Source organism: Photobacterium panuliri, from assembly GCF_059920555.1.
This window is the reverse complement of sequence record NZ_CP197192.1, coordinates 1,258,335-1,283,457: the sequence shown is the minus strand read 5'-3', so window position 1 is coordinate 1,283,457 and position 25,123 is coordinate 1,258,335. Positions and strand designations below refer to the sequence as shown.

The 25,123-nt window shown below is 50.5% G+C and carries 26 protein-coding genes; 12 read left to right on the top strand and 14 right to left on the bottom strand.

Annotated elements, in window-relative coordinates; translation table 11 throughout:
- Positions 1-148: 148 nt before the first annotated feature.
- Positions 149-238 (bottom strand): small protein VcdP, encoded by a 90-nt coding sequence (gene vcdP, locus ACSF8X_RS06095; protein WP_500850918.1) that lies wholly within the window; start codon positions 236-238, stop codon positions 149-151.
- Positions 239-782: 544 nt separating this feature from the next.
- Between vcdP and ACSF8X_RS06090 the strand changes: the two genes are divergently transcribed.
- Complete coding sequence (locus ACSF8X_RS06090) at positions 783-2,243, top strand: aminoacyl-histidine dipeptidase (RefSeq protein WP_500850917.1); 1,461 nt, start codon at positions 783-785, stop codon at positions 2,241-2,243.
- A gap of 146 nt (positions 2,244-2,389) precedes the next feature.
- Here ACSF8X_RS06090 and dinB read toward each other — a convergent pair whose 3' ends face one another.
- The 10 genes from dinB to bolA all read right to left on the bottom strand — a co-directional run bounded on the left by dinB (position 2,390) and on the right by bolA (position 11,946).
- On the bottom strand, positions 2,390-3,478 hold the full coding sequence (gene dinB, locus ACSF8X_RS06085) for a DNA polymerase IV (protein ID WP_084722215.1): 1,089 nt from the start codon (positions 3,476-3,478) through the stop codon (positions 2,390-2,392).
- A gap of 202 nt (positions 3,479-3,680) precedes the next feature.
- Complete coding sequence (gene nqrM, locus ACSF8X_RS06080; RefSeq protein ID WP_047878796.1) at positions 3,681-3,902, bottom strand: (Na+)-NQR maturation NqrM; 222 nt, start codon at positions 3,900-3,902, stop codon at positions 3,681-3,683.
- 10 nt (positions 3,903-3,912) lie between these two features.
- Positions 3,913-4,905 (bottom strand): FAD:protein FMN transferase, encoded by a 993-nt coding sequence (locus ACSF8X_RS06075; RefSeq protein WP_420835125.1) that lies wholly within the window; start codon positions 4,903-4,905, stop codon positions 3,913-3,915.
- 158 nt (positions 4,906-5,063) lie between these two features.
- Positions 5,064-6,287: an NADH:ubiquinone reductase (Na(+)-transporting) subunit F gene (nqrF, locus tag ACSF8X_RS06070; protein ID WP_047878798.1), complete on the bottom strand. Its 1,224-nt coding sequence runs from the start codon at positions 6,285-6,287 to the stop codon at positions 5,064-5,066.
- A 21-nt stretch (positions 6,288-6,308) separates the two neighbouring features.
- The gene (nqrE, locus tag ACSF8X_RS06065; RefSeq protein WP_047878799.1) at positions 6,309-6,905 is read right to left on the bottom strand and encodes an NADH:ubiquinone reductase (Na(+)-transporting) subunit E; all 597 of its coding nucleotides are present in this window, start codon (positions 6,903-6,905) and stop codon (positions 6,309-6,311) included.
- Positions 6,906-6,912: 7 nt separating this feature from the next.
- Positions 6,913-7,545 (bottom strand): NADH:ubiquinone reductase (Na(+)-transporting) subunit D, encoded by a 633-nt coding sequence (locus ACSF8X_RS06060; RefSeq protein ID WP_047876591.1) that lies wholly within the window; start codon positions 7,543-7,545, stop codon positions 6,913-6,915.
- A complete protein-coding gene (locus tag ACSF8X_RS06055) occupies positions 7,538-8,332 on the bottom strand; it encodes a Na(+)-translocating NADH-quinone reductase subunit C (RefSeq protein ID WP_047878800.1) in 795 nt (264 codons plus the stop codon). Before ACSF8X_RS06055 ends, ACSF8X_RS06060 begins: the two co-directional genes overlap by 8 nt.
- Complete coding sequence (locus ACSF8X_RS06050; RefSeq protein ID WP_047878801.1) at positions 8,322-9,566, bottom strand: NADH:ubiquinone reductase (Na(+)-transporting) subunit B; 1,245 nt, start codon at positions 9,564-9,566, stop codon at positions 8,322-8,324. Before ACSF8X_RS06050 ends, ACSF8X_RS06055 begins: the two co-directional genes overlap by 11 nt.
- A 3-nt stretch (positions 9,567-9,569) precedes the next feature.
- Complete coding sequence (locus ACSF8X_RS06045; protein ID WP_047878802.1) at positions 9,570-10,910, bottom strand: Na(+)-translocating NADH-quinone reductase subunit A; 1,341 nt, start codon at positions 10,908-10,910, stop codon at positions 9,570-9,572.
- A 718-nt stretch (positions 10,911-11,628) separates the two neighbouring features.
- Positions 11,629-11,946 (bottom strand): transcriptional regulator BolA, encoded by a 318-nt coding sequence (gene bolA, locus ACSF8X_RS06040; protein ID WP_205626069.1) that lies wholly within the window; start codon positions 11,944-11,946, stop codon positions 11,629-11,631.
- A gap of 138 nt (positions 11,947-12,084) precedes the next feature.
- Here bolA and ACSF8X_RS06035 point away from each other — a divergent pair, with 138 nt between their 5' ends.
- The 9 genes from ACSF8X_RS06035 (at position 12,085) to ACSF8X_RS05995 (ending at position 20,194) form a co-directional block, all read left to right on the top strand.
- Positions 12,085-13,218 (top strand): methyltransferase, encoded by a 1,134-nt coding sequence (locus ACSF8X_RS06035; protein ID WP_047878804.1) that lies wholly within the window; start codon positions 12,085-12,087, stop codon positions 13,216-13,218.
- Positions 13,219-13,278: 60 nt separating this feature from the next.
- Entirely contained in the window at positions 13,279-13,848 is a 570-nt protein-coding gene (locus ACSF8X_RS06030; RefSeq protein WP_500850916.1) for a YajG family lipoprotein, read from the top strand.
- Positions 13,848-14,402 (top strand): peptidylprolyl isomerase, encoded by a 555-nt coding sequence (locus ACSF8X_RS06025; protein WP_500850915.1) that lies wholly within the window; start codon positions 13,848-13,850, stop codon positions 14,400-14,402. Before ACSF8X_RS06030 ends, ACSF8X_RS06025 begins: the two co-directional genes overlap by 1 nt.
- A gap of 45 nt (positions 14,403-14,447) precedes the next feature.
- A complete protein-coding gene (locus ACSF8X_RS06020; RefSeq protein ID WP_047878807.1) occupies positions 14,448-14,810 on the top strand; it encodes a hypothetical protein in 363 nt (120 codons plus the stop codon).
- A 170-nt stretch (positions 14,811-14,980) separates the two neighbouring features.
- Positions 14,981-16,366 (top strand): AmpG family muropeptide MFS transporter, encoded by a 1,386-nt coding sequence (locus tag ACSF8X_RS06015; RefSeq protein WP_047878808.1) that lies wholly within the window; start codon positions 14,981-14,983, stop codon positions 16,364-16,366.
- Between the two features lie 339 nt (positions 16,367-16,705).
- Positions 16,706-17,461, top strand: coding sequence for an outer membrane protein OmpK (locus ACSF8X_RS06010; protein ID WP_047878809.1), 756 nt, complete (start codon positions 16,706-16,708; stop codon positions 17,459-17,461).
- Positions 17,462-17,778: 317 nt separating this feature from the next.
- Positions 17,779-18,609, top strand: coding sequence for a nucleoside-specific channel-forming Tsx family protein (locus ACSF8X_RS06005; protein ID WP_205626070.1), 831 nt, complete (start codon positions 17,779-17,781; stop codon positions 18,607-18,609).
- A gap of 63 nt (positions 18,610-18,672) precedes the next feature.
- The gene (gene panE, locus ACSF8X_RS06000; RefSeq protein WP_500850914.1) at positions 18,673-19,572 is read left to right on the top strand and encodes a 2-dehydropantoate 2-reductase; all 900 of its coding nucleotides are present in this window, start codon (positions 18,673-18,675) and stop codon (positions 19,570-19,572) included.
- Positions 19,562-20,194, top strand: a complete 633-nt coding sequence (locus ACSF8X_RS05995; protein WP_047878812.1) for a DJ-1 family glyoxalase III — start codon at positions 19,562-19,564, stop codon at positions 20,192-20,194. The genes panE and ACSF8X_RS05995 overlap by 11 nt, the downstream gene beginning before the upstream one ends.
- Positions 20,195-20,291: 97 nt before the next feature.
- Here the strand turns inward: ACSF8X_RS05995 and thiI are convergent, their stop codons facing one another.
- The 3 genes from thiI to pomA all read right to left on the bottom strand — a co-directional run bounded on the left by thiI (position 20,292) and on the right by pomA (position 23,713).
- Positions 20,292-21,740: a tRNA uracil 4-sulfurtransferase ThiI gene (gene thiI, locus ACSF8X_RS05990; protein WP_500850913.1), complete on the bottom strand. Its 1,449-nt coding sequence runs from the start codon at positions 21,738-21,740 to the stop codon at positions 20,292-20,294.
- Positions 21,741-22,010: 270 nt separating this feature from the next.
- Positions 22,011-22,940 (bottom strand): flagellar motor protein MotB, encoded by a 930-nt coding sequence (locus tag ACSF8X_RS05985; RefSeq protein ID WP_047878814.1) that lies wholly within the window; start codon positions 22,938-22,940, stop codon positions 22,011-22,013.
- An 8-nt stretch (positions 22,941-22,948) separates the two neighbouring features.
- A complete protein-coding gene (gene pomA, locus ACSF8X_RS05980; protein WP_047878815.1) occupies positions 22,949-23,713 on the bottom strand; it encodes a flagellar motor protein PomA in 765 nt (254 codons plus the stop codon).
- A gap of 256 nt (positions 23,714-23,969) precedes the next feature.
- On the opposite strand from pomA, the gene xseB reads away from it, so the two are divergent.
- Both xseB and ispA read left to right on the top strand, forming a co-directional pair.
- Positions 23,970-24,212, top strand: coding sequence for an exodeoxyribonuclease VII small subunit (gene xseB / locus ACSF8X_RS05975; RefSeq protein WP_047878816.1), 243 nt, complete (start codon positions 23,970-23,972; stop codon positions 24,210-24,212).
- On the top strand, positions 24,205-25,107 hold the full coding sequence (ispA, locus tag ACSF8X_RS05970) for a (2E,6E)-farnesyl diphosphate synthase (protein ID WP_047878817.1): 903 nt from the start codon (positions 24,205-24,207) through the stop codon (positions 25,105-25,107). Before xseB ends, ispA begins: the two co-directional genes overlap by 8 nt.
- Positions 25,108-25,123 lie beyond the last annotated feature (16 nt).

Here is a 25,123-nt window from a genome sequence, read left to right as displayed (position 1 = left end):
ACTTCAATCAGAAGTGGCGTTAAGAATGTGACGGTTACCGAAAGGCGGTTACCAGAAATTCTCAAAAATATAGGGGGGTGAACAATACAGTTCCATCGTTCTGCTCGGCACCACTCAGGTTGAGTACCCAGCAAAACAAAATTAAAAATTAGTAGCCGAACGAAGTTGGGTACGTGAAGTTACCAGTGTAAACAGCACGGTTATTCCAGAAATTTGCAACAGATTCAAAAATTTTCATTATTATCACCTTGATTAATTAAGCGTTTAAAACACATAAACAATAGTGCTAGGCCGTCTTGGCTTCGACTTAATCTCAGTTCCATGGAGGCGATGTATCGGGCTCGTCCTGAGCATTTTGCTATGTCGTTCGTCTTCGTATCAGAAGATGATCAAACTATAATCTTATCGTAATAAAGTTTCAAGCATTTTCTTTAACTTCATCACACTTTTGCGTTTCATTCTTCATTTCACCCCTATCATTGTAATTTTATTACAGCGTGAGAAATTCAACAACCACAACATTGCAACATCAGATATACCTACTGAGCACATTCAACAAACCAAATGAACACGTAAAACCCGTGCTACCGGGATGAAAAACATCGGCGCGGTCATAAAAACCTGTAACACACCGCTGGGCACAATATTTATCTGTTACGAATTCGTACACGGTGATATGCTTAAGGTTAACTGCGATAGGTAATTGTTCTGCAATATTTAAATTTTTCATCACAATGTACTACCACAATCGCTAATCTACGAAGGTTTATAAGGAGACTGCTGTGTCTGAAATCAGTCAACTAGCGCCACAGCCTGTGTGGCAGTTTTTCGATCAAATCTGCTCTATCCCTCACCCGTCGAAGCATGAAGAAGCACTTGCCCAGCACATCATTGCGTTCGCGAAAAACGAAGGTCTGGATGTTCGCCGCGATACAACAGGCAACGTAATCATCAAAAAACCAGCAACGACAGGTATGGAAAACCGCAAGGGCGTCGTCCTGCAGGCCCACATCGATATGGTGCCGCAGAAGAACGAAGACACAGCTCATGACTTCACGACGGATCCCATCCAGCCATACGTTGACGGCGAGTGGGTTAAAGCCAAGGGCACAACCCTAGGTGCCGATAACGGTATCGGCATGGCAACTTGCCTTGCGGTATTGGCCGCCAAAGATATCGAGCATGGCCCACTGGAGGTTCTGCTGACTATCGATGAAGAAGCCGGTATGACGGGTGCGTTCGGCCTTGAAGCCGGCTGGCTGGAAGGTGATATCCTGCTAAATACCGACTCTGAGCAGGAAGGCGAAGTCTACATGGGCTGTGCTGGCGGAGTTGACGGTGCGATCACCCTAACGACAGCGCGCGAAGCCGTGCCGGCCGATCACCAAGCCGTCAAGCTTGTTATCAAGGGGCTTAAAGGCGGCCACTCTGGCTGTGATATCCATACTGGCCGTGCCAATGCCAATAAATTGCTTGGCCGTTTCCTATTTGGCCATGCCGACGAATTGGGGCTACGTCTGGCCAACATCACCGGCGGTAGCCTACGCAACGCCATCCCACGCGAAGCCAGTGCCATTGTTACCCTGCCGGCGGCCAACGTTGATCAGCTGAACAGCCTATTTGACCACTACCGTGAACTACTGAGCGCTGAGCTGGGTCGTGTTGAGACTGACATCAACCTGTTCACCGAAGCTGCGGATACGCCTGCCGACATTATCACCGCCGAGACCCAAAGCCGTTTCATCAATCTGCTTAATGCCTGCCCTAATGGTGTGATCCGCATGAGCGATGATATTGCCGGTGTGGTAGAGACCTCGCTGAACGTCGGTGTGATCACAACCGATGCAGACAAAATCACCGTGCTTTGCCTGATCCGCTCACTAATTGATTCTGGCCGCAGCAATGTCGAAGGCATGCTGAAAGCCGTTGCTTCACTGGCCGGTGCGAACTGCGAGTTCTCTGGCGCCTACCCAGGCTGGAAGCCGGATGCCGATTCGGAAGTGATGCACCTGTTCCGTGAAACCTATGAGGGAATTTACGGACGCGTACCTAACATCATGGTGATCCACGCTGGTCTTGAGTGCGGCCTGTTCAAAGAGCCTTACCCTGAAATGGATATGATCTCCTTCGGCCCGACAATCAAATTCCCACACTCGCCAGATGAGATGGTCAACATCGAAACCGTTGGTCTGTTCTGGGAGCAGATGGTTGCCATCCTGAAGAATATTCCGGTTAAAGGCTAAGTGCTGCTGCAACAAGGTATATTATATTAAGAGCCCTTCGGGGCTCTTTTTTTATGCCATAGCCCACCTCTAGCTCCCCCCTTTTCAAGTGGAGGGCGGAGGTGGGATCAAAAACCGTCAAACGATAAAAACAAGTAAACGAAAAACTACCAATCAAACGATAGCTGTTGGGCACGGGTGCCGACCTCTAGACCTACACTAATGCCTATCAGGCGAATTTCACGGTCCTGCTGGCGGGTCAATGCTTCCTTGAGCAAACCGACAAACTGCTGCTTGTCGAGGGTTGGCTGAGTATGCTCGACCGTAGTCTGCTGAAAATCGGCAAATTTTATCTTCACCCCTTGCTTGGCAATGCCAAGATCCGGCCTAACCCGCCTCAGGCGATTTTCCAGCTCGGGATAAAGCCGCTCGACAACGTCCCAACATTGCTCATAGCTACTGATATTGCGTGAAAATGTGCGTTCGACCCCTACCGACTTGCGCTCGCGGGACACCACCACCTCGCGTTCATCGATCCCGTGACTACGCGACCACAACGACTGGCCGAATTTGCCAAATTGCTGCAACAACTGATGGCGGTCATAATTTTGAACATCACGCCCGACATACAGCCCTTTTTCATGCAACTTTTGGATAGTGACCTTCCCTACCCCCGGAATTTTTTCCAATTTAAGATCGGCGACAAACGCAGGGATTTCAGCAGGTGTCACGACGAACTGCCCATCGGGCTTATTCATGTCAGAGGCAATTTTGGCAATGAATTTAACCGGTGCAATACCGGCAGAGGCGGTCAGATCCAGCTCTTCGCGGATCACCCGGCGGATGTCCTCAGCGATCAGGGTTGCAGAGCCGTGGTGCATTTCGCAGTCTGTGACATCAAGGTATGCCTCATCCAGCGAGAGCGGCTCGATTTTATCGGTATAGCGTTGGAAAATTTCGCGGATTTGCCCGGAGACTTCTTTGTACACCGCCATGCGACCTGAAACCAACGTCAAGTGCGGGCAGAGCTGCATAGCCTTGGCGGTCGACATAGCCGAACGCACACCATATTTTCGCGCTAAATAGTTACAGGTACTGATCACTCCACGCTGCTCAGAGCGGCCACCGATGGCAATGGGGATATCACGCAACGCCGGGTTATCGCGCATTTCAACCGCCGCAAAGAAGCAATCCATGTCTACATGGATGATCTTTCTCTGTTTTTCTAATTGAGCGCTAGGACGCGAAGACAGCATGCCGACATCACCTGATAACTGGTCGTTTATACAGTGGTATTATAGGCAAAGTAACGGACAAATAAAGGGGGAATAAGGCGTGACAATACAGGATGGCAGAGCGATAGAAAGTGCAAATAACACAAAGCCCGGACTCGCCGGGCTTTGTGGTTGATGACACGCCACACCTAATCGTGACGTGTCTGGCGGTCAGAAAAACTGATCAGATAATCTGGTTCTTCTTCCACTCTTCCTGACGGGCCGCTCGCGCCTCACGCTTTTTACGCGCATCGCACGGCTCAGGGCAGTCACACTCTTTAGCGATGCCGATACCGTCAAGACCACCGCAACTACCACTAACCGTTTTACGCTGGAAAATGTACCCAACGGCCATCGCCGCGATCACCAGCAAAAATACAGCAAAGGTTGTTAGATAAATAGCCATTCAAATGTCTCTATTTCTGTTTCATGTAAGGGACAAAGGCATCGGACGGATACTCTTTGAACCCCTGCTTGGTTTTCACAATCAACAGCACGGCAATCTGCTCTTTGTTGGCCAGAGCCAATGCTTGTTCTTCACCCATCACAGAGAACGCCGTAGCCAGCGCGTCCGCCGTCATGCATGAAGGGCTCAACACAGTGACCGATACCACATGGTTGTCAATTGGCATCCCGGTCTTCGGGTTGATCAGGTGCGAGTAACGCACACCGTCTTGCTCGAAGTAATTGCGATAGTCACCTGATGTTGCCACACCCATGTTGCCAGGTTCAATCACTTCTTGAATTGCGCGGTGACCATCCTCAGTCGGCTTTTCGATCGCGATACGCCAAGGCACGCCCTCTAGATTGTTGCCTTTTAGACGCAACTCACCACCCACTTCGACAAGGTAATTGGCAACGCCTAGCTGATCAAAATAATCGGCAACGACATCAACCCCAAAGCCCTTGGCAATCGACGACAGATCAACGTACAGATCAGGAATATCCTTGATCAGAGTATTGCCCTTGACGCTCAAATGCTCGATACCCACTTCCTTGCGGCGCTCTGCCAACTCGTCCGCCGTCGGGGTTTTCTCCGGACGCGCTTCCGGGCCAAAGCTCCACAAGTTAACGATTGGGCCAACAGTTACATCAAGTGCTCCGTCAGTCAGCTTAGACAGACGCAATGCCTCGGTAACCACCTTGGCTGTATCGGCAGATACTTCAAACGGCTCGCTTGAGCGATGCTGGTTAAATTGGCTGAGCTCGGAATGCTTGCGGTAGGTCGACATCTGGTCGTTAACCAGCTCCAATCGGCGATCAATCTCAGCCTGAAGCTCCGACGCAGACGGCAAGCCTTCCTGCTTAACCAACTTAATCGAATAATAGGTGCCCATCGTCGCACCGTTAAGATGGATGAGCTCACGCTGCTCACTACATGCCGACAGGGCGAATGCCAATACGAGCATCATCAATGCTCGGTTCAGGAACGTCTTCATCCAACAACTCCCCAAATGAAAGACTAGTTTGTTCGCTGCCACCCTCTGACAACAGAACTTGTATCTATTATTATGAAAAAAGGCTGGCTCCATACAGAGCCAGCCAGTATTTAGCGGGTCAAGGCTTATCAGCCCCCGAAGTCATCCAGTAGGATGTTTTCGTCTTCAACACCAAGATCTTTCAGCATACCGATTACGGCTGCGTTCATCATCGGTGGACCACACATGTAGTATTCACAGTCTTCTGGTGCTTCGTGATCTTTCAAGTAGTTCTCGTAAATCACGTTGTGGATGAAGCCTGTGTAACCATCCCAGTTATCTTCTGGCAGTGGATCAGACAGAGCAACGTGCCACTCGAAGTTCTCGTTGTCCGCTGCTAGCGTATCGAAATCTTCTACGTAGAACATTTCACGCTTAGAACGGGCACCGTACCAGTAAGTCATCTTACGCTTAGATTTCAGGCGTAGAAGCTGGTCGAAGATATGAGAACGCATTGGTGCCATACCAGCACCACCGCCGATAAATACCATTTCGTTATCAGTGTCTTTCGCGAAGAACTCACCGAATGGACCAGAAATAGTACACTTGTCACCAGCCTTCAGAGACCAGATGTACGAAGACATTACGCCTGGTGGTACGTCTGGGTTGTTTGGCGGCGGAGTCGCGATACGTACGTTCAGCTTGATCAGGCCTTTCTCTTCTGGGTATGACGCCATAGAGTAAGCACGGATCGAGTGCTCTTTCACGATAGACTCGTAACGGAACAGGTTGAACTTGTCCCAGTCACCACGGTATTCCTCTGGAATATCGAAGTCAGCGTATTTAATGTGGTGTGGTTCAGCTTCAATCTGAATGTAACCACCGGCACGGAACGGTACTTCTTCACCTTCAGGGATCTGAAGCACAAGCTCTTTGATGAAGGTAGCTTCGTTGTTGTTAGAAAGAACAGTACATTCCCACTTCTTAACACCGAAGATTTCTTCAGGTAGCTCGATGTCCATGTCGGACTTCACGTTTACCTGACACGCCAGACGCTCGCCTTCACGTGCTTCACCTTTTGTGATGTGGTCAAGCTCTGTTGGCAGAATGTCACCGCCGCCAGATTTAACTTTCACGCGGCACTGACCACATGAACCACCACCACCACACGCTGATGATACGAAAATACCACTACCTGCTAGGGCACCTAGCAGCTTGCCACCCGCAGCGGTTGTAATCGCTTTTTCTGGGTCGCCATTTACTGAGATAGTGATGTCACCTGATGGTACCAGCTTAGATTTAGCGAATAGAATCACTAGAACTAGAGCCAGGATAATCAGGGTGAACATAACTACACCAAGAATAATATCCATTGATTATTCCTTTTATCCTGATTACAGCTGAACGCCGGAGAAGGACATGAAGCCCAACGCCATAAGGCCAACGGTGATGAATGTGATACCTAGGCCACGTAGACCTGGAGGTACGTCTGAGTACTTCATCTTCTCACGGATACCCGCAAGCGCAACGATGGCCAACGTCCAACCAATACCTGAACCAATACCGTAAACGACAGATTCAGCAAAGTTATAATCACGCTGTACCATGAAAGATACACCACCGAAGATCGCACAGTTAACGGTGATCAGCGGCAGGAAGATACCTAGCGCGTTATATAGTGGTGGGAAGAAGCGGTCCAGAACCATTTCTAGGATCTGTACCAGTGCTGCAATCACACCGATGAACGTAATAAAGTTCAGGAAGCTAAGGTCAACACCCGCCACAATCGCGCCGTCTTTCAACAGCAGGTTGTAGATCAGGTTGTTGGCTGGTACGGCGATAGCCAGTACCACTGTTACTGCCACACCCAGACCGAAAGAAGTTTTCACTTTTTTCGATACCGCTAGGAATGTACACATACCTAGGAAGAACGACAGTGCCAAGTTCTCGATGAAGATCGAACGAACTAGAAGGCTTAGATAATGTTCCATGGTCCCCTTACTCCTTCGCTTCTACTTGTTCTGGACGGATGGTACGGATAACCCAGATCATGAAGCCGATCAGGAAGAACGCTGATGGTGCTAGGATCATCATGCCGTTTGGCTGGTACCAACCACCGTTAGACACTAGAGGAAGCACTTCGATACCGAATAGCTTGCCAGAACCTAGTAGTTCACGGAAGAAAGCAACAGTGATCAATACGAAACCGTAGCCTAGACCGTTACCGATACCATCAAGGAACGATGGCAATGGCGCAGATTTCATTGCGTACGCTTCTGCACGGCCCATTACGATACAGTTAGTGATGATCAGACCTACGAATACAGATAGCTGCTTAGAGATATCGTACAGGTAAGCTTTTAGCACCTGGTCAACCACGATTACCAATGATGCGATGATCGCCATCTGAACGATGATACGTACGCTGTTTGGAATATGGTTACGGATCAGAGAAACAAACAAGTTCGCAAATGCGGTTACAAACATTACCGCCAGTGTCATTACGAAAGCTGTTTCCAATTTAGTGGTTACTGCCAGAGCAGAACACACACCAAGGATCTGAAGCGCGATCGGGTTGTTGTCGATAAACGGCCCGAACAGAATCTTCTTCATTTCTTTAGTATCAGCCATTGTTTAGTTCTCCTGCACGCACTTTAGCTAGGAATGGACCAAAGCCCATGTCACCCAACCAGAAGTCGAAACTGTGCTGAACACCATTCGCAGTCAATGTTGCGCCAGATAGGCCGTCAACACCGTGGATGTCACCCTCTGGAGCGCCACCTTTAACAATACGAATTGCTGGTTTGTTGTTGTCATCAAACATCTTCTTACCAACGAACTGAGCACGCCATGTTGGGTTCTCAATCTCACCACCCAATCCAGGAGTTTCACCCTGCTGGTAGTAAGTAATACCCGCAAGGGTGTTACCGTCAGTTTCTACTGCGATGAATGCGTACATCATTGACCACAGACCGCCACCGTGGATAGGCAGGATCAGTTTCTCAACTTTGTCGTTCGCATTTTTCACTAGGTAAACAGTTGCGATGTCAGCACGACGAATGATCTTCGCTTTGTCTTGCTCGCCAGTAAGGCGGATAGACTGCGCAGGATCTTTCGCTGCATCACGCTGCTTGTACTGAGCAGGTGTAGCACCTGTTTCAGACTGAGCAACGAACTCACCGGTTTTAAGATCTACCAGTTTAGGCTCAATGAACTTCTGGTAAGTTTCAGTAACGTCAGTACCGTCTTGCAGAAGGCCAGCCACTGAAAGGATGTTACGCTGAACGTCAAGTACCGCATTTTTCTGCTGTAGAGGACGCAGTGCAACAGCTGCAGCTGATACCACGATAGAGCACACTAGGCTCAGTGCGATAACAACAATCAGCGTCTTTTTAATGCTATCGTTATTACTTGCCATGACGAGCTAGTCTCCGCTTGATATTGCCCTGAACCACAAGGTTGTCAAATAGAGGTGCGAATAGGTTAGCAAATAGAATTGCTAGCATCATACCTTCTGGGTACGCAGGGTTTACCACACGAACCATAACAGCCATTGCACCGATTAGTGCGCCGTACCACCACTTACCTTTGTTAGTAAATGAAGCAGACACTGGATCGGTTGCCATGAACATCATACCGAACGCAAAACCACCCAGAACTAGGTGCCAGTGCCAAGGCATGCTGAACATTGGGTTAGTGTCAGAACCGATGATGTTGAACAGCGTAGACGTCGCAATCATACCGACCATAGTACCGGCAATGATGCGCCATGAAGCGATTCGCATGAATACGATCATCGCACCACCAAGAATGATGGCTAGCGTTGATACTTCACCGATTGAACCTGGAATACGGCCAATGAAGGCATCCATCCAGCTTACTGCATCGCCAGTTACCGTGTTAACCACTGCTGACTGACCACCGTGAGCCCACTGGCTCAGTGCAGTTGCACCAGAGAAACCATCCGCTGCAGTCCATACTAGATCACCAGAGATCTGAGCTGGGTATGCAAAGAATAGGAACGCACGGCCTGCAAGCGCAGGGTTCAGGAAGTTACGGCCTGTACCACCGAAAATTTCTTTTGCGACAACAACACCAAAGGTAATACCTAGGGCTGCCTGCCAAAGTGGTAGTGTTGGCGGTACAATCAAAGCAAACAGAATTGATGTTACGAAGAAACCTTCGTTAACTTCATGCTTGCGAACCATACAGAATAGGACTTCCCAGAAACCACCCACAGCAAAAACAACTGCGTAAATAGGTAGGAAGTAGGTCGCACCCAGTAGCATTTTGCTACCCCAGCCAGCGTCAACTGACATGGTGCCGCCCAGCATCTGAGTCAGCCAGTAGTGCCAGTCACCTGCAATAACTGCAGCCAACTGCTCACCAGCGTATAGGTGGTTTAGCGCAACAATAGCCTGGTGACCAGTGTTGTACATACCCCAGAACATCGCTGGGAATACCGCAAACCATACCATGATCATGATACGCTTCAGGTCAATGCTGTCACGCACATGAGAACCAGCACGTGTTACCTGACCTGGGGTATACATAAGAGTCGCAAACGCTTCATACAGCGCAAACCACTTCTCGTGCTTACCACCTGGCTCAAAGTGGTGCTCAACTTGCTCGAGTAAATTCTTGAGACCCATGAATTACCCTTCCTTCTCAATTGTGTCCAGGCACTGACGTAGCATTGGACCAAATTCATACTTACCTGGACATACGAACGTACATAGTGCTAGATCTTCTTCATCAAGCTCAAGTGCACCAAGCTGGGCTGCACTGTCAATATCACCTGCACACAGGTCACGAAGAAGTAGCGTTGGTTCGATATCCAGCGGCATGACACGCTCGTAGTTGCCGATTGGCACCATCGCACGCTCAGAACCGTTGGTTGTCGTTGTCATGTTGAACAACTGACCAGGGAAGAACTGGCTGATGAAAGAACGGGTTACAGAGAACTTGTTCTTACCAGGAACAATCCAGCCCAGGAATTCTTTCTCGCGACCTTCGCGAAGAGCAGAAACCTGAAGATGGTAGCGGCCAAGGTAAGCATGCGGGCCCACTGCGTGAATGCCGTTCAGAACAGAGCCTGAAAGCACACGTAGCTCGCCTGGCATCAGCTCAGAGTCAGTAAGCTGCTCTAGAGATGCACCGATCTGAGTACGTACCAAACGTGGCTTGTTCACAACTGGACCAGCCAGAGAAACAACGCGATCTGTGAATAGCTCACCAGTCAGGAACAGCTTACCGAAAGCAATCACGTCCTGATAGTTGATGTGCCATGCCACATTCTGCACGCTTGCGCCAAATAGAGTATGAATGTGCGTACCAACTAGACCTGCAGGGTGCGGGCCGTTGAATACGTGCTCTTCGATATTGGCTTCGTTTGAACGAGGAAGGCTAGCACCAGATTTACAAACCATGACTTTGCCGCTTGTTAGGCGAGACAAAATAGTCAGGCCAGCAACAAACGCGTCGCTTTGCTCGTTGATAACAACTTCTGGGTTAGCTGCTAGTGGGTTAGTATCGATGGCTGTTACGAAGATAGCCTGGGTTTCAGCATCGATGGCAGGCACCTTGCTGAAAGGACGCGTACGAAGCGCAGTCCACATACCAGATTCAACCAACTGATCCACAATTGCCGAACGCTCTAGTTGCGCTAGCTGGTTTGCTTCATAGCTGTTGAACGTAACTTGCTCGTCGCCTTCTACATCAATCACTACAGACTGAAGAACACGCTTCGCACCACGGTTAATTTCTGCAACCTTGCCGCTGGCTGGAGCAGTGAACTTAACGCCAGGGTTCTTCTTGTCTTCAAAAAGAATCTGACCTTTTTTCACTACATCCCCTACGCGGATATGCATTGTAGGACGCATACCAACATATTCTTCGCCAAGCAAGGCGACACGGGTGATGGCCTTGCCATCATTTATCGCCTGGGCAGGAGTCCCCGAAATTGGGATATCCAAACCCTTCTTTATTGTAATCATACGCACTTGCACTACATTAACGGGAAAAAATTTTTCTATTGCGCAATTTAGACACGACTTTCCTTCGTCCGAAGCTGACGTAACCACCAGCACCGCAACATCCAATTTACCTACTCGTCACAACTTACGCCGCGAGTAAATTTGAGGCCGGGATTTTACCATTAATCCACGGGATTTTACCATGCCAAACCACACTAAACAGGCTGAAAATCGGCTAACTCTTTAAACGCAATACTGTCATATGCTGATTATTTTGAACTAACGCACAAAAGCAAAAATCCATGCTTTTTATAATGTTTTTTTCACTTTTGCTTCAGTGTTAATAAAAGACCAACAAATCGCCTACATCAGCAACATACAAGCAAAGAACCCGATAAGCCTATTGTTTCAAAGATGTCTCAATGTTAATGGCTGTTAACATTGTTCGCTGCATTCACGCATTCTGCGTTACCTACTGACACGCCGAGTCTACCACCCGGATAATAATAGCAGCTTGCCCCACCACCATTGCTCTGATACCCCTAAGGCATACCATTTGCTTTCTTTTACGGGAGTCACGTAGAGACCCGGCCGTGGTGTGCGAATACCGAATTGTATACAAAATAACCAAAGATTGTTGTCGTCACATTCAAATTTTCGGCGAAAAAAAAACCGCTTCAACGCGGTTTTTCATATCTTCGGCGAACATCAAAAACGCCCGCCTCTTAATAACAGAGGCCTACTGGTCAAATTTGGAACCGCCACGGCATGCCGGTGAATCAGGCGCGCCGTCAAATAGGTTTTGCCACTCGCTTTCGGTATAGGTATGCATCGCAAGGGCATGGATATCATTGGCCAGCTCATTTGCCAACACCGCATTCACCGCCCGATGACGAGCGATCAGGCGCATTCCTTCAAACTGGGCACTAACGACCACCACTTTGAAATGGCTTTCTGAACCAGCAGGAACATTGTGCATATAGCTCTCATTGACCACTTCCAACTGGAGGGGGGAGAACGCCTGTTCCAATTTTTCTTTAATTCGTTGCTGGACTATCATCGTACTTATCCTCGGGCTTCATCCGCCAACGGTGCAGCCATGTTTTCTCTTCAAGGTCATAAATAAGTTTGCAGGACAGGCTGGTTTTGCGAAAATATCAGCCAATTGAGTAAACATACCGTAAAGTAACCGTTAATGAAACCTGAGCTATCCCTACACGGGCGTACGCTGCAGCTGCAGCGCTATCCAGTAAGGCAAAACGAAACCCTGCAGGCATGGGATGCAGCAGATGAATACCTGATCAACTACGTCAGTGAGAATTACGACGCGTTGGATCCAGACCGCCCTATTCTGCTGATGAACGACAGCTTCGGAGCACTGGGATGCTGGTATTCCCAGTACGGCAAGGTCGTCTCGGTCACGGATTCATTTATCGCCAAGCAAGCGACACTCGCCAACCTCAATGCTAACCAGCTAGATGAGGTCACTCTCAGCGATTGTCTTGCGGCCCTCCCTGATGCCCCGCAACTGGTATTGCTGAAACTACCGAAAAACAACCGCTTGCTAAGCTGGCAGCTACGACAACTCTGCCAGTCTCTACCTGCTGGTACTATGGTCATTGCCGCAGCAAAAGCGAAAGAGATCCATACATCGACCCTCAAGCTATTCGAAAAATACCTTGGGGACACCAAGACCTCGCTGGCGGTCAAGAAGGCACGTTTGATTTTCTGCCAAGTCAATCCTGAGCTGTCACAACCGCTACCCGCCCCTCTTGAATGGCAAGTTCAAGAGCATGGGCTGACCCTTACCAACCATGCCAACGTTTTCTCTGGCGAAAGTTTGGATATCGGCGCCCGCTTTTTCCTTGAGCACCTTCCTGCTGACAACCGTTATGAGAAAATTGTCGATCTAGGCTGTGGTAACGGGGTGATCGGCATCAAAGCAGCCCAACTCAATCCCGACGCCAAGATCGTATGTGTTGACGAAAGCTTCATGGCCGCAGCCTCCTGCCGCCACAATGCAAACATCAACCTCTCCGATCCAAGCCAGCTAACGGCAGTCGTCAACAACTGCCTTGAGGGGATGCCTGCTGACGATACGGATCTGGTTCTGTGCAACCCACCGTTCCACCAGCAAAACACCATCACCGACCATATTGCCTGGCAGATGTTCTGCGATGCCCGCCATGTATTGCGTCAAGGCGGCAAACTATGGGTGATCGGTAACCGCCATCTAGGCTACAACGACAAGCTAAAACGCTTGTTTGGCAATGTCACTGTCGTGGCACAAAACAACAAGTTTGTTATCTATCAATCGACTAAGTCATAATATCGCCTCTTTGCGAGTAGCTGCCGAGCAGCTGCTCTTTTTGTTAAGGACAGTATCACTATGAAAAAGCTTCTTGTGGCCGCTTCGGTTTTCGCGCTGACAGCCTGCTCGACACCGTCGGAGCCCCAGCTTACCCTGACCCCGCAACCCGTCATTGCCGCCCAGCCAAGCGTAAACGGCAAGACCCTGTCTCTCAACAGCCGTGATTTGCGTACCGCACAGTTCATCGCCGTTGTCGACAGTGGCCGGGAAAATGTCCAGCCTCTGCATAGCTCACAGAACCTGCGTACCACCCTTGAAGACGCCTTGAACCGTCAGTTGAGCGCCCAAGGCTACACCATCACCGCCGACAGCAAAGACACGTTGCGCTTGGATATTCTTGAGGCGATGGTCAACGTCAAGCACAGCGTGATGAGCCACGATCTTATCAGCAAGCTACAACTGCAGCTTGTCGTCGAGACCCCGAAAGGCCAATTCATCAAGCGCTATTCGGGCAAGTCAGAACGTACCGGTGCGATGAGCGCATCCATCGAAGATATGCAAACGGCAATGGATAACCTGATCACCGCGGTGCTCAAAGACATCTATGCTGATCCAGAGCTAAACCATTACCTTCAGGAGAACCTATAATGGCCCGCGCCCTTGCCTCATTGCTACTCTGTCTGGCGCTGCCCGTCAGCGCAGCCACTCAGGTCAAAGTCGATACCAACCTAGGGGATTTTGTCATCCAACTTGACGAGAAGAGTGCCCCGGTATCAAGCCAGAACTTCCTGCGCTATGTTGAAGATGGCAGCTATGTCGGCACCATCTTCCACCGGGTGATCCCGGGCTTCATGGCTCAAGGCGGTGGGTTTGATAAAGATCTCAAGCGCCAGCCTAGCTACGCCCCTATCAAGAACGAAGCCAAGAACGGCCTAAGTAACCTGCGGGCTACTGTTGCGATGGCTCGTACCCAAGATCCAAACTCGGCAACCCGTCAGTTCTACATTAACTACAAGGACAACAACTTCCTTGATGCGAGTCCGATGAATCCGGGCTACGCCGTTTTCGGAAAAGTTGTGAAAGGCTTCTCAGTTATTGAAAAAATGACTGAAATCCCGACCACGACTATCCGATCTATGGGTATGAAAGATTACCCTCAGCAGCCTATAGTTATTGAAGCTATTGAAGTTCTCAAAAAGTAGACATAGGTAAGGTCACTTGGCCTGCCCTATGGCCAGGTGACCGTTATGCTTAAAATCATCGCTTCCGCCCCGGAGCTTCCTCCCGAGCAAATTGCCCTGCATATCGAAGAATATGCCCCCGCCATCGCCATCAGTGCCTTAGGGACTATTTATGGTGATGTCGACTATGAGTCGATGAAGATCACCGTCACTGAGCACCTTCACGATTGGTGGAAACTCTCCATCCCCTCCGGCTCACCACAAAATAATTACGAATCAACCTACTGGTATCTGATGCATTTGCTGGAATCTCTCGAAGAACACGAGCTGCTGGGCAATAACTTCATCCAATACAAAGTCAGTTGTGCCGCCCAGTACCTATTGGGCATTGGCGATCGTCCCGCCAACATCCAAGGGATCAGGCCTTAGTCAGTCGGCGGTGGTAGCGCCGCCAAGCCTCGTCTCTCGATTTATCCTTCCCCTGTCGCTTTTACGTGATTTTTACTGAATTTGCCTCACGGCTTGCTACTATACCGATTTCAACCCCAGCGCTGATATAATGCGCCTTCGCAGTACTGTCCCACTTATCAGAGGAAGCCATGGAGCAATCGTTCGACAACAACCAACAAGGCTGGCGGGTCTATCTCGAGAAAAAAGTCCTGATCATGCTTGCCCTCGGCTTCTCGTCCGGCCTACCGCTACTGCTGGTCTTCGGCACCTTATCATTCTGGCTGAGAGAAGCAGGGGTCAGCCGTACCGATATCGGCTTTTTCAGCTGGGTCGCACTGGCCTACGGCTTCAAGTGGATCTGGTCACCGCTTATTGATCGCTTCCCTGTCCCCTTCTTCTCCCACAAACTTGGCCGGCGACGGGGCTGGATGGTGTTCTCGCAACTGCTGATCATCGCCTCACTGGCGGGCATGGCAATTAGCAACCCGCAGGGTGATCTAATCCAGCTGGCAGTATTTGCCGTGATCGTCGCATTCTCGTCAGCCTCGCAGGACATCGTCATCGACGCCTACCGGATCGAAATGGCGACAGAGCGACTGCAAGCCGCCCTCGCAGCCGCCTATATGACAGGTTACCGTCTTGCAATGATCATGGCCGGAGCCGGGGCTCTTGCCTTTGCCGCCTGGTTTGGATCCAATACAAGCTATGATCCGAGCGGCTGGATGATCGCCTACCTGATCATGGCCAGCCTAATGCTGGTCGGCCTCATCACAGCCCTTTGCATCCACGAGCCTAAGATCGACAGCAGCCAAATTGACAATGTCGAAAAACAGTATCGCAACCAATTGCTTGAGCGTGGGTTTTCACCACGTACTGCCCGCCTGACCGCCTGGTTCTATACCGCTGCAGTCATGCCGTTCAAAGACTTCTTCGACCGCTATGGCAAGCATGCGATGCTATTGCTGGCACTGATTAGCTGCTACCGAATCTCCGATGTCGTGATGGGGGTAATGGCCAATGCCTTTTACTATGACATGGGCTTTAGCAAAACCGATGTCGCTTCGGTCTCGAAGATCTACGGGGTTGTTATGACCCTAGTCGGAGCGGCATTGGGCGGCATGCTGGTGAGCAAATACGATACCATGCGGGTTCTTGCCCTCGGTGCGGTACTATCAGCCGCCACCAACTTGGTTTTCATGATCTTCTCGCTGATTGGCAATTCACTGCCGATGTTGGCTCTCGTGATCTCGATGGATAATCTCAGCGCAGGCATCGCGACAGCGGCGTTTATCACCTTCATGTCGAGCTTGACCAATGTCGCCTTCTCGGCCACCCAATACGCACTGTTCAGCTCAATCATGCTGCTTTTCCCCAAGTTCATTGCTGGCTTCTCCGGGGTCTATGTCGACAACTTTGGCTACAATACCTTCTTCTTAACAACCGCGCTGATCGGGTTACCGGTACTGATTTTGATTTCAATGATCACCAAACGGCAAGCGTTGTTCCACCGCAGCGAGCCAAACCCCAACAAATAAATTCCAAATTGACATTTAGGGGCGGTTTTTTGTTGATAAACATCAAGCCGCCCCAAAAAATAAATTTTTCCCCACCCAAATCGGCATACTACGCTGCCCCCCTCTTGATCTCATTCACATCAAGCTCAAAAAAAATACCTTTTCTTGCGTAAAAAATACGCGCCAGTTCACTTTACACATGAAATGTAATCGATTACAGGAGATCATGGTCACAACTCGCAAAGGTTTGCGCAACCGTTACATTCCCAAAGGTGATGTAAAGCAATAGAATCCTCCCAACACAATAAGGGCAGCCCAAAAGCCCAGTTATGACATACACAATTAGCGAGAGTTTAACCCATGCGTAAATCACTAGTAGCACTGAGCGTATTGGCTGCAGCGGCAGCGGTTCCTGCCCAAGCTGAATACCTATACGGTTTTGGTAACGTAAGCGTAAACTACCTTGACTGGTCAAACGGCACAGAAAACCGTTCTGGCAAAGAAGACTTCAGCTACCTTGAGCTTGAAGGCGGTGCAGGTTTTAGCTGGGGTGAACTATACGGTTTCGCGGATCTAGAAAACCTAGAAAACGGTACTGACGATGTACGTACGTCAATCAAAGGTTCTATCGCGGTTAAAACTGGCCTGAAAGAACTACGCGGTTACGGTCAGCTGTACAACACCAACAGCAACAGCTTCACAGCACAAAACACCGTATTGGGTATGTCTTACAGCTTCAGCGGTGACAACTGGGCATTCAACCCATGGGTTGGTTTCCACCACACCATCACTACCAAGACATTTGGCCCAGAAGCGACGGGTTCGTTCTCAGGCATGAACGGCGGTATGCTTGGTTGGTCTGCAATGTACAACTTCAAGGCATTCGGCGAGAGCTTCATGGTGTCTAACTGGCACGAAACAGAATTTGCCCGTGACGACGCATACCTAGCAACGTCTGGCGAAAGCGACGACCTAACAGCAAACGGCGCGCTGGCACTATGGTGGAACGTTACAGAGTCTGTAACTACCGGTGTTCAGTACCGCTACGCCTACAACAAGCTAGGTCAGCAGGGTCACGACAACGCAATGATCTACTCTGTTAAGTACAACTTCTAATAAGTTCTCTTACATAAAAAAAGCACCTTCGGGTGCTTTTTTTATACCCTCTCAATACTAAGATAGTAATCACTAACGAGACATTGCAGTTTAGTGCTTATTATTACAGCTCTTTTCAAGACGAATCCCTCCCTATTTGCACGATAGCAGCAACGTCGTGAAGACCCTGCCCCACACTTGAGAGTTTCCACTAGCCTTTATCACTAAGAGGAGTCCCTCCTCGACAATCACAATACTCTGGTCTTTTTCCTGCGGTCCCATCACGGCACCGGAAAGAAAATTCAGAGAACAAGCAATGGCAAATGGTTAGAGATCTCATCATGAATAATATTCTAAAATTATCCTGTTTAGGTGCTTCCCTCGCCTTCTCCCCCTTGGGGTTGGCCGTCGACTATTCCGATGACATCCATAAGAATGATTACAAATGGCTGCAGTTCAACTTGATGTATGCCCTCGAAGAACTCCCTCGCGCCCCCGATGACCCTTCCGGACACGATTATCTAGAAATGGAATTTGGCGGCCGCTCTGGAATCTTTGACCTCTATGGTTACGTCGACGTCTTCGACCTCACCGACCATGACGGTAGTGACAAGAATAACCGCCCGAAGATATTTATGAAATTTGCCCCCCGGGCATCTCTTGACGCCATGACCAAAACCGACCTCTCGTTCGGGCCAGTTCAGGAACTCTACATCGCTACCCTATTCAACTGGGACGGCGGCTACTCGAAAGAAAGCGACTTCCCCCCAGTCAACAATTCGTTCTGGGGAATAGGCTCCGACATCCAAGTCCCGTGGTTTGGCAAGGTGGGGCTTAACCTCTACGGCCTTTACGATATCAACAACAAAGACTGGAATGGTCTCCAACTCTCTACCAACTGGTTCAAGCCCTTCTACACCTTCAGCAACGACAGCTTTATTGCCTACCAGGGCTATATCGACTACCAATTTGCCGCTGACGACACCTTCAAGGGCAACTCGCAGGCCAATCACGGTGGGGTGATGTTCAATGGCTTCTACTGGCATTCCAACCGTTACTCGGTCGGCTATGGATTCAAGCTCTATAACGATGTCTACTTGATAGAAGACAGCGACAGCTTCGAGTCCACTGGGATCAGCCACTACTTTTCCGTCACCTATAAATTCTGATTCCGCGGAATTTACCCAGCAGTGGTATCCTAACCTCCTGCCAACGAGTAAAGGATACGACTGTTGAAAATCACCATCGTCGGGGCGGGAGCCGTCGGCTCACTATGGGCCTGCCGGCTCGCCGCCCGCCATCAGGTACATCTCTGGACCCGGCATAACACCGACCAATGCGAAATCCGCTTCCAGCCGTTGGGAGATGAAAAAATCCAGACATGGCCATTTAAGGCCAACGACCCCACCCAGCTTGCACAGGCGGATATCGTGATCTTTACGGTCAAGGCATTCCAGCTACATGCGGCACTGGCAACAGTGGAAGACCTACTCCCACCCACTACCCCTATCGTGGTGATGCACAATGGTATGGGCACTCACGATACCGTACTCAACCAACTGCCCGGCCATCCGATACTCTACGCGACCACGGCTCAGGGCGCGCTTCGCACCGAACAGGGGGTTACCCATACCGGATTGGGGCCGACCCGGCTCGGGGCGATGAACCCGGCAGGAAAGCAATACCAACACTTGGCCGCCGTGTTCGATCAGGCCCTTGCCCCATGCCAATGGCTTCTGGATATTCGTCGGGCCCTGTGGCAAAAACTGGCCATCAACTGTGCGATCAACCCGCTGACTGCGATTCTGCAATGCCGTAACGGCCATCTGGCACTGAGTGAATTTACCCCGCAGCTTACACAGATCTGCGAAGAAGTGGCCGTAGTCATGTCCGCTGAGGGCTACCCGACGACAGTCACCGACCTGCTCGAGCAAACCTCCGCCGTCATCTCGGCGACGGCTGCCAACAAATCATCCATGAATCAGGATGTTTATCACCAAAGGACGACCGAAATCGACTATATTACCGGGTATCTGATAGCCCGGGCCGATAGCCACGGCATCGCCGTACCGGCCAACCGCGCCCTGTGGCAGCAAATCAAACAACTGGAGCAACACTACCATGACCATTGATCAGTCAACCGCAACCCCCATCCGCGTGGCCGTCTGCATTGCACCGGGTACGGAAGAAATGGAGGCGATCAATACGATTGATATCCTGCTAAGGGCAGGTTTCGACGTTACCACCGCCAGCGCCGATTCCAACGGCGAGCTGATCGTCACCGGTTCGCGCGGGATCAAGCTGGTCGCCGATGTCGCACTGGCCAAAATTGCCGACGAGCAGTTCGACTGCGTGGTACTGCCGGGCGGGCTTGGTGGATCGGAATGTTTCCGTGACAGCCCGCTGGTTATCGAGTTCGTCAAACAGCACCATTTCGACGGCAAACTGGTCGCGGCTATCTGTGCGGCGCCGGCGCTGGTCTTTGTACACCACCAGCTCTTCCCCAAGGCAATCATGACCGCCCACCCTGCCTTCCACAGCCATATTCCGGAGCAACAGCTCCGCGTTAAGCGGGTTGTCTATGACAAAAATGACAACTTGCTGACCAGCCAAGGTCCCGGCACCTCGCAGGAATTTGCACTGGCGATCATCGCCCAGCTAGCCGGCAAACCCCTTGCCGCAGATGTCGCCGAGCCGATGGTGATGTGGCCGCACATGCACTTTGACATCATGCCAAAAGGCGAAACACGCTAATAAGCATCGTACTCGGTTTGACAAACCTGCTGTTGCGACGAAAAAAAACGAGAGCCTAGGCTCTCGTTTTTATTTGTAATTTCCAGCTACTGCCCGATTACGGACGGTATACCTTCACGTTGTCAAAACCGTTTTCCTTCAGGTACAGCGCCTGAAGGCGGCTCATCACGCCGCGATCACAGTAAAGCAGGTACGTCTTGTCCTGCGGCAGATCGCCAAACTGGGTTGCCAGTTTGTAGAACGGCAGGTGCTTGACTTCAACGTTGTCGATTTCCAGCGGGTTCTCGTCTTCTTCGTCCGGGCTACGGATATCAAGCACAATTGCGCCTTGGTCGATCTGGTCTACCAGCTCGATTTCTGGGGCTTTTTCCTGGCTCTCTTTCTCGATAGCACGGATATCCATAATACGGGCCTCGGCAACCACTCGCTCTAGGATCGTGAAGTCAAATTTCGCTTCTTCTGCTTCCAGCTTCTCTTTGACCGCCTTCACGGTTGGACTCTTCGAGATCACGCCACAGAACTCAGGCATGGTCTTGGCAAAATCTTCCGTGCCGATTTCACGCGCCACGTTGATAATGTCTTCTTTGTCCCAGTTGATCAGCGGACGCAGGATCAGAGATTCCGTCACGCCATCGATATGACGTAGGTTGGTCAGAGTCTGGCTTGATACCTGACCTAGCGCCTCACCCGTTACCAGAGCCTGGATCCCCAGACGCTCGGCCACCATACCAGCAGCACGCATGAACATGCGCTTAAGCACAACGCCCATCTGGCCGTCGTCGATATTCTCAAGGATCTGGCCAACAACTGGATCGAAGTCAATGGCAATAAACTTCACCTTAGCCGACGAACCGTACTTCTTCCACAAGAAGTGGGCAACCTGCTTAACACCGATCTCGTGAGCCGGACCGCCTAGGTTGAAGAAACAGTAATGCACCTTGCTGCCGCGCTTGATATGCAGGTAGCTAGATACGCCGGAGTCAAAGCCACCGGAAATCAGGCTCAGTACATCTTCCTGCGTGCCTAGCGGGAAACCACCAAGGCCTTTGTGACGGGCAAGGATCTGGTTGAGCTTTTCGTCTTCAACTTCGACACGGACGGTGATATCTGGGTTCTTCAGCTTCACAGAGGCGGTTGCAACCGCTTGGTTCAAGCCACCACCTACATAGCGCTCAAGCTCAATAGAGGTAAAATCATGCTTGCCGACGCGCTTGGCACGAACACAGAATGTCTTGCCTTCCAGCTGGTCGCGAACATGTGCCAGCGTCTGCTCGTAGATATCGTGCAGATCGGTAAATTCACTTTGTTTCACTTCAAGCACATGGTGAATACCCGGAGTCTGCGTCAGTACTGTCAGCACGTCATCGCGCAGCGACTCGTCTTTCGAAGACACTTCGATATAACTACGGCGGTTGTAAACCGCGATGGAATCAGACACGCGCTGAAGGATCACGCGGATGTTGCACTCCAAGATTCGCGTAAAGCGCTTACGAACAGACTCACTCTTGACGAAAATCTCAGGATGGGGTTTAACGATAAATTTCATAACACGCTTCGCTACACTGGGCCAAACATTGCCAAAAAGGATCAAAGGCGCGGATTATACAGCAAGCGGGCTATTGCCGAAACAAGGATGTCGTCCCGCATGATGTAAGCTCACCTGCCAGCCCAGAAAAAATGGGTTTACCGCCGCCCCATGCCACACGGGCAGGAACGCCGTATTTCTCTATAGTGTAGGCAGTTTTTTTATCCCTGCCCGCACTGTACTAATTGCCTGCCACAAAAAATTCAGCCTCGACTCGCGAGGCTGAATGGTTTACTTAGTTTTACTGGCTTCACTTGGAATTTCATCGGTGTAATACGGTTCACCCTGCATCACCGAGATTTCCACCCGTCGGTTGGCCTTACGCTCAGCCGGGGTCTTGTTCTTATTGAGTGGGTGGGTATCAGCCAGACCCAGCACACGCAGGCGCATATGGTCAAAGCCCTTCACCTTCTCCATCTCCTGAGCGACAGATACCGCTCGCTGTGCAGACAGATCCCAATTGGAACGGTAAAGCTCAGAATCCAGCTTCCGATTATCAGAATGGCCCGATACCCGGACGATACCAGGGACATCCTTCACCAATTCCGCCACCTGCCGGACCAGCGGCCGGAACTTCGGCTGCAAGAAGGCGGAACCTTCAGGGAACGCCCCTTTCTCTTTAATGCGGATCACCAGTTGCTGGCCGAGGTTCTCCAGCTCTATCGAGCCTTCCTCGATTTCACGGTTCAACGCAATCTCAAGGGAGTTCTTCAGCTTGTTCTGGGCCTCACTAGGCTCTTCAGCACTTTCTGTATCAAGATCAAGCACCGAGGTATCGGCATGCTTACCACCGTTTTTATCACCGGCATCTCGCATCGTACCGCCAGCGCGGGCCGAATCCCCATCGTGAAAATCCAAGCTGCGATTGGTCATGTCAATCGTCTGCTGCATGATCACCTCAATCGGCGTCGGCTCGGGACGTCCCGGCCTAAACTCCTGGGCAATCACACTGGTTCCTTTCGGGATGTCTTTCACTTCCAGCATATTCTGGACACCGAAAGCGAACTTCATAGAACCGGCTATCTGCTTGAATTTCAATACATCCATCTCGGAAAACGATAGCAGCAACACGAAGAAGCACATCAGCAACGTCATCAAATCCGAAAAAGTTGCCATCCACGGCGGCAAACCGGGAGGAGGGCACTTATGTCCGTCTTCCATTACGCCCCCTATTCTTCGTCAGTTGCGATTATACGTTTCTTTTCATGGAGGTAGTTTTTCAGATAACCATCAATCACCCGCGGGTTCTGACCATCTTGAATTGCCAATACTCCATCAAGGATCAGGCGGCGGTTAAGCTTCTCCTCGTCCTTGCGTAACCCTAGCTTAGCGGCAATAGGCAACAGCATCATGTTGGCCATAATCGCGCCGTACAACGTTGTCAGCAACGCAACAGCCATCGCCGGACCGATCGATTTCGGATCATCCATATTCGACAGCATCGCCACCAGACCAACCAGCGTACCGATCATCCCCATTGCCGGGGCAACCTCAGCCAGCGCCTTGAAAATACTGATACCCTGCTCATGGCGCTCATTGGTCAGCGAAATATCCTTTTGCAAGGTAGCGCGTACCACTTCCGCATCGTAGCCATCAACCAGCAGATCAATGCCCTTGCGTAAGAAGCTGTTCTCCACTTCCATTTCTTCCAATGCCAAAAAACCGCCCTTACGTGCCGTATCAGCCATTTCGACGATCTTGGCGATCAAATCTTCAGGATTGTCAGATTTGAAAATGAAGGCTTTCAACGCAATATTCGCGGCACCGAAAAACTGGCCAATACTGTATTGCATCATTGCAACAAACATAGAGCCACATACTACAATCAATATCGACTGGGTATCGACATACATGCCGAAGCTTCCGCCCATCACCATTGCCATAATGACAAAAGCAAAGGACCCAACCAATCCGATAAGGGTCGCTAAATCCACCTAGTAGTCTCCTGCTGTTACATTATTATGTGATTCAAACCGCGGCATTTTATCCTACCGCAAGGGTCTTTCAATAGACGATTGGCAAAACCACGACAATTAAGTTCCTCGTTTTATCGGCAGAACACTAAATTGATTTAGCCTCAAAGCGTAAAAGATGATTTTTTTTGCCTGCGGCACACATTCCTGTGCGATAATTTGACCCTTATTACGCTCTACGCTATTTTGCGGACACGACAAAAGAAACGACAAGATTATGGCAGCCAAGAAACCGGAAAATATGGCTTTTGAAGCCGCACTGGACGAACTCGATTCCCTCGTCAATGAGCTGGAATCTGGGGATATCGCACTAGAAGACGCACTGAGAAAATTCGAGCGCGGTATCGCACTGGCCCGAGCCAGCCAGCAAAAGCTGACCGAAGCCGAACAGCGTGTTGAGATCCTGCTCCAAGCCGATGACAATGCGCCTCTGACTGATTTTGAAACCGATAATGAATAACATGTCGTCACTATCGCAGTCCCTGCTGCACTTCCAGGAACGCAACAACCAACAACTGGGTGACTGGATTGATCGCCAGCCTTTTGCTGATCAGACCCTGATCAAAGCAATGCGGCACGGTACCTTGCTTGGCGGGAAACGAGCTCGCCCGTTTTTGACCTATGTCACCGGTATGATGCTGGGAGCGCAGCAGGAAGACTTGGACACTCCGGCAGCCGCCGTCGAGTGCATCCACGCCTACTCGCTTATCCACGACGATCTGCCGGCTATGGACGACGACGCCCTGCGCCGCGGCCAGCCAACATGCCACATTGCCTTCGACGAAGCCAATGCAATCCTTGCCGGTGATGCGCTACAAGCCCTGGCCTTCGAAATTCTTGCCAGCGGTCCGCTCAGTAACGACGGCAATAGTCAACGTATCGCGATGGTTCAGGAATTGGCCCGCGCCTCGGGTGCGGCTGGTATGTGCATGGGGCAAGCGCTCGACTTAGACGCCGAAGGTAAACACGTCGGCCTTGAGCAGCTTGAAACCATCCACCGCCACAAAACTGGCGCCCTGATCCGCTGCGCCATCCGTCTTGGTGCGCTGGCTGCCGGCGAAAAAGGGATCGCGGTTTTACCGCAGCTCGATCACTATGCCGATGCAATTGGGTTGGCGTTTCAAGTCCAAGACGATATTCTTGACGTAATTAGTGATACCGAGACCCTCGGCAAACCGCAGGGTTCGGATATCGAGCTGGACAAAAGTACCTATCCCGCTCTTCTCGGGTTGGATGGCGCAAAGGCAAAAGCACAACAACTGTATCAACAGGCGCTACACGCATTAGATGCGATACCCTACAATACAGTGCAATTAGAAGTTTTTGCCCGATACGTCATCGAGCGCAATAACTAGGGTTAGCTGACCTGAT

What these genes read in the sequence shown, in the direction of transcription:
- nqrE (WP_047878799.1), bottom strand. Translation starts at nt 6,905, where the DNA reads ATGGAACATTATCTAAGCCTTCTAGTTCGTTCGATCTTCATCGAGAAC.
- xseB (WP_047878816.1), top strand. Translation starts at nt 23,970, where the DNA reads ATGGCAGCCAAGAAACCGGAAAATATGGCTTTTGAAGCCGCACTGGAC.
- ispA (WP_047878817.1), top strand. Translation starts at nt 24,205, where the DNA reads ATGAATAACATGTCGTCACTATCGCAGTCCCTGCTGCACTTCCAGGAA.
- ACSF8X_RS06020 (WP_047878807.1), top strand. Translation starts at nt 14,448, where the DNA reads ATGCTTAAAATCATCGCTTCCGCCCCGGAGCTTCCTCCCGAGCAAATT.
- thiI (WP_500850913.1), bottom strand. Translation starts at nt 21,740, where the DNA reads ATGAAATTTATCGTTAAACCCCATCCTGAGATTTTCGTCAAGAGTGAG.
- ACSF8X_RS06010 (WP_047878809.1), top strand. Translation starts at nt 16,706, where the DNA reads ATGCGTAAATCACTAGTAGCACTGAGCGTATTGGCTGCAGCGGCAGCG.
- nqrM (WP_047878796.1), bottom strand. Translation starts at nt 3,902, where the DNA reads ATGGCTATTTATCTAACAACCTTTGCTGTATTTTTGCTGGTGATCGCG.
- ACSF8X_RS06075 (WP_420835125.1), bottom strand. Translation starts at nt 4,905, where the DNA reads ATGCTCGTATTGGCATTCGCCCTGTCGGCATGTAGTGAGCAGCGTGAG.
- ACSF8X_RS05985 (WP_047878814.1), bottom strand. Translation starts at nt 22,940, where the DNA reads ATGGAAGACGGACATAAGTGCCCTCCTCCCGGTTTGCCGCCGTGGATG.
- ACSF8X_RS06045 (WP_047878802.1), bottom strand. Translation starts at nt 10,910, where the DNA reads ATGATTACAATAAAGAAGGGTTTGGATATCCCAATTTCGGGGACTCCT.
- dinB (WP_084722215.1), bottom strand. Translation starts at nt 3,478, where the DNA reads ATGCTGTCTTCGCGTCCTAGCGCTCAATTAGAAAAACAGAGAAAGATC.
- nqrF (WP_047878798.1), bottom strand. Translation starts at nt 6,287, where the DNA reads ATGGATATTATTCTTGGTGTAGTTATGTTCACCCTGATTATCCTGGCT.
- vcdP (WP_500850918.1), bottom strand. Translation starts at nt 238, where the DNA reads ATGAAAATTTTTGAATCTGTTGCAAATTTCTGGAATAACCGTGCTGTT.
- ACSF8X_RS06050 (WP_047878801.1), bottom strand. Translation starts at nt 9,566, where the DNA reads ATGGGTCTCAAGAATTTACTCGAGCAAGTTGAGCACCACTTTGAGCCA.
- ACSF8X_RS05995 (WP_047878812.1), top strand. Translation starts at nt 19,562, where the DNA reads ATGACCATTGATCAGTCAACCGCAACCCCCATCCGCGTGGCCGTCTGC.
- ACSF8X_RS06035 (WP_047878804.1), top strand. Translation starts at nt 12,085, where the DNA reads ATGAAACCTGAGCTATCCCTACACGGGCGTACGCTGCAGCTGCAGCGC.
- ACSF8X_RS06060 (WP_047876591.1), bottom strand. Translation starts at nt 7,545, where the DNA reads ATGGCTGATACTAAAGAAATGAAGAAGATTCTGTTCGGGCCGTTTATC.
- ACSF8X_RS06015 (WP_047878808.1), top strand. Translation starts at nt 14,981, where the DNA reads ATGGAGCAATCGTTCGACAACAACCAACAAGGCTGGCGGGTCTATCTC.
- ACSF8X_RS06025 (WP_500850915.1), top strand. Translation starts at nt 13,848, where the DNA reads ATGGCCCGCGCCCTTGCCTCATTGCTACTCTGTCTGGCGCTGCCCGTC.
- ACSF8X_RS06055 (WP_047878800.1), bottom strand. Translation starts at nt 8,332, where the DNA reads ATGGCAAGTAATAACGATAGCATTAAAAAGACGCTGATTGTTGTTATC.
- ACSF8X_RS06030 (WP_500850916.1), top strand. Translation starts at nt 13,279, where the DNA reads ATGAAAAAGCTTCTTGTGGCCGCTTCGGTTTTCGCGCTGACAGCCTGC.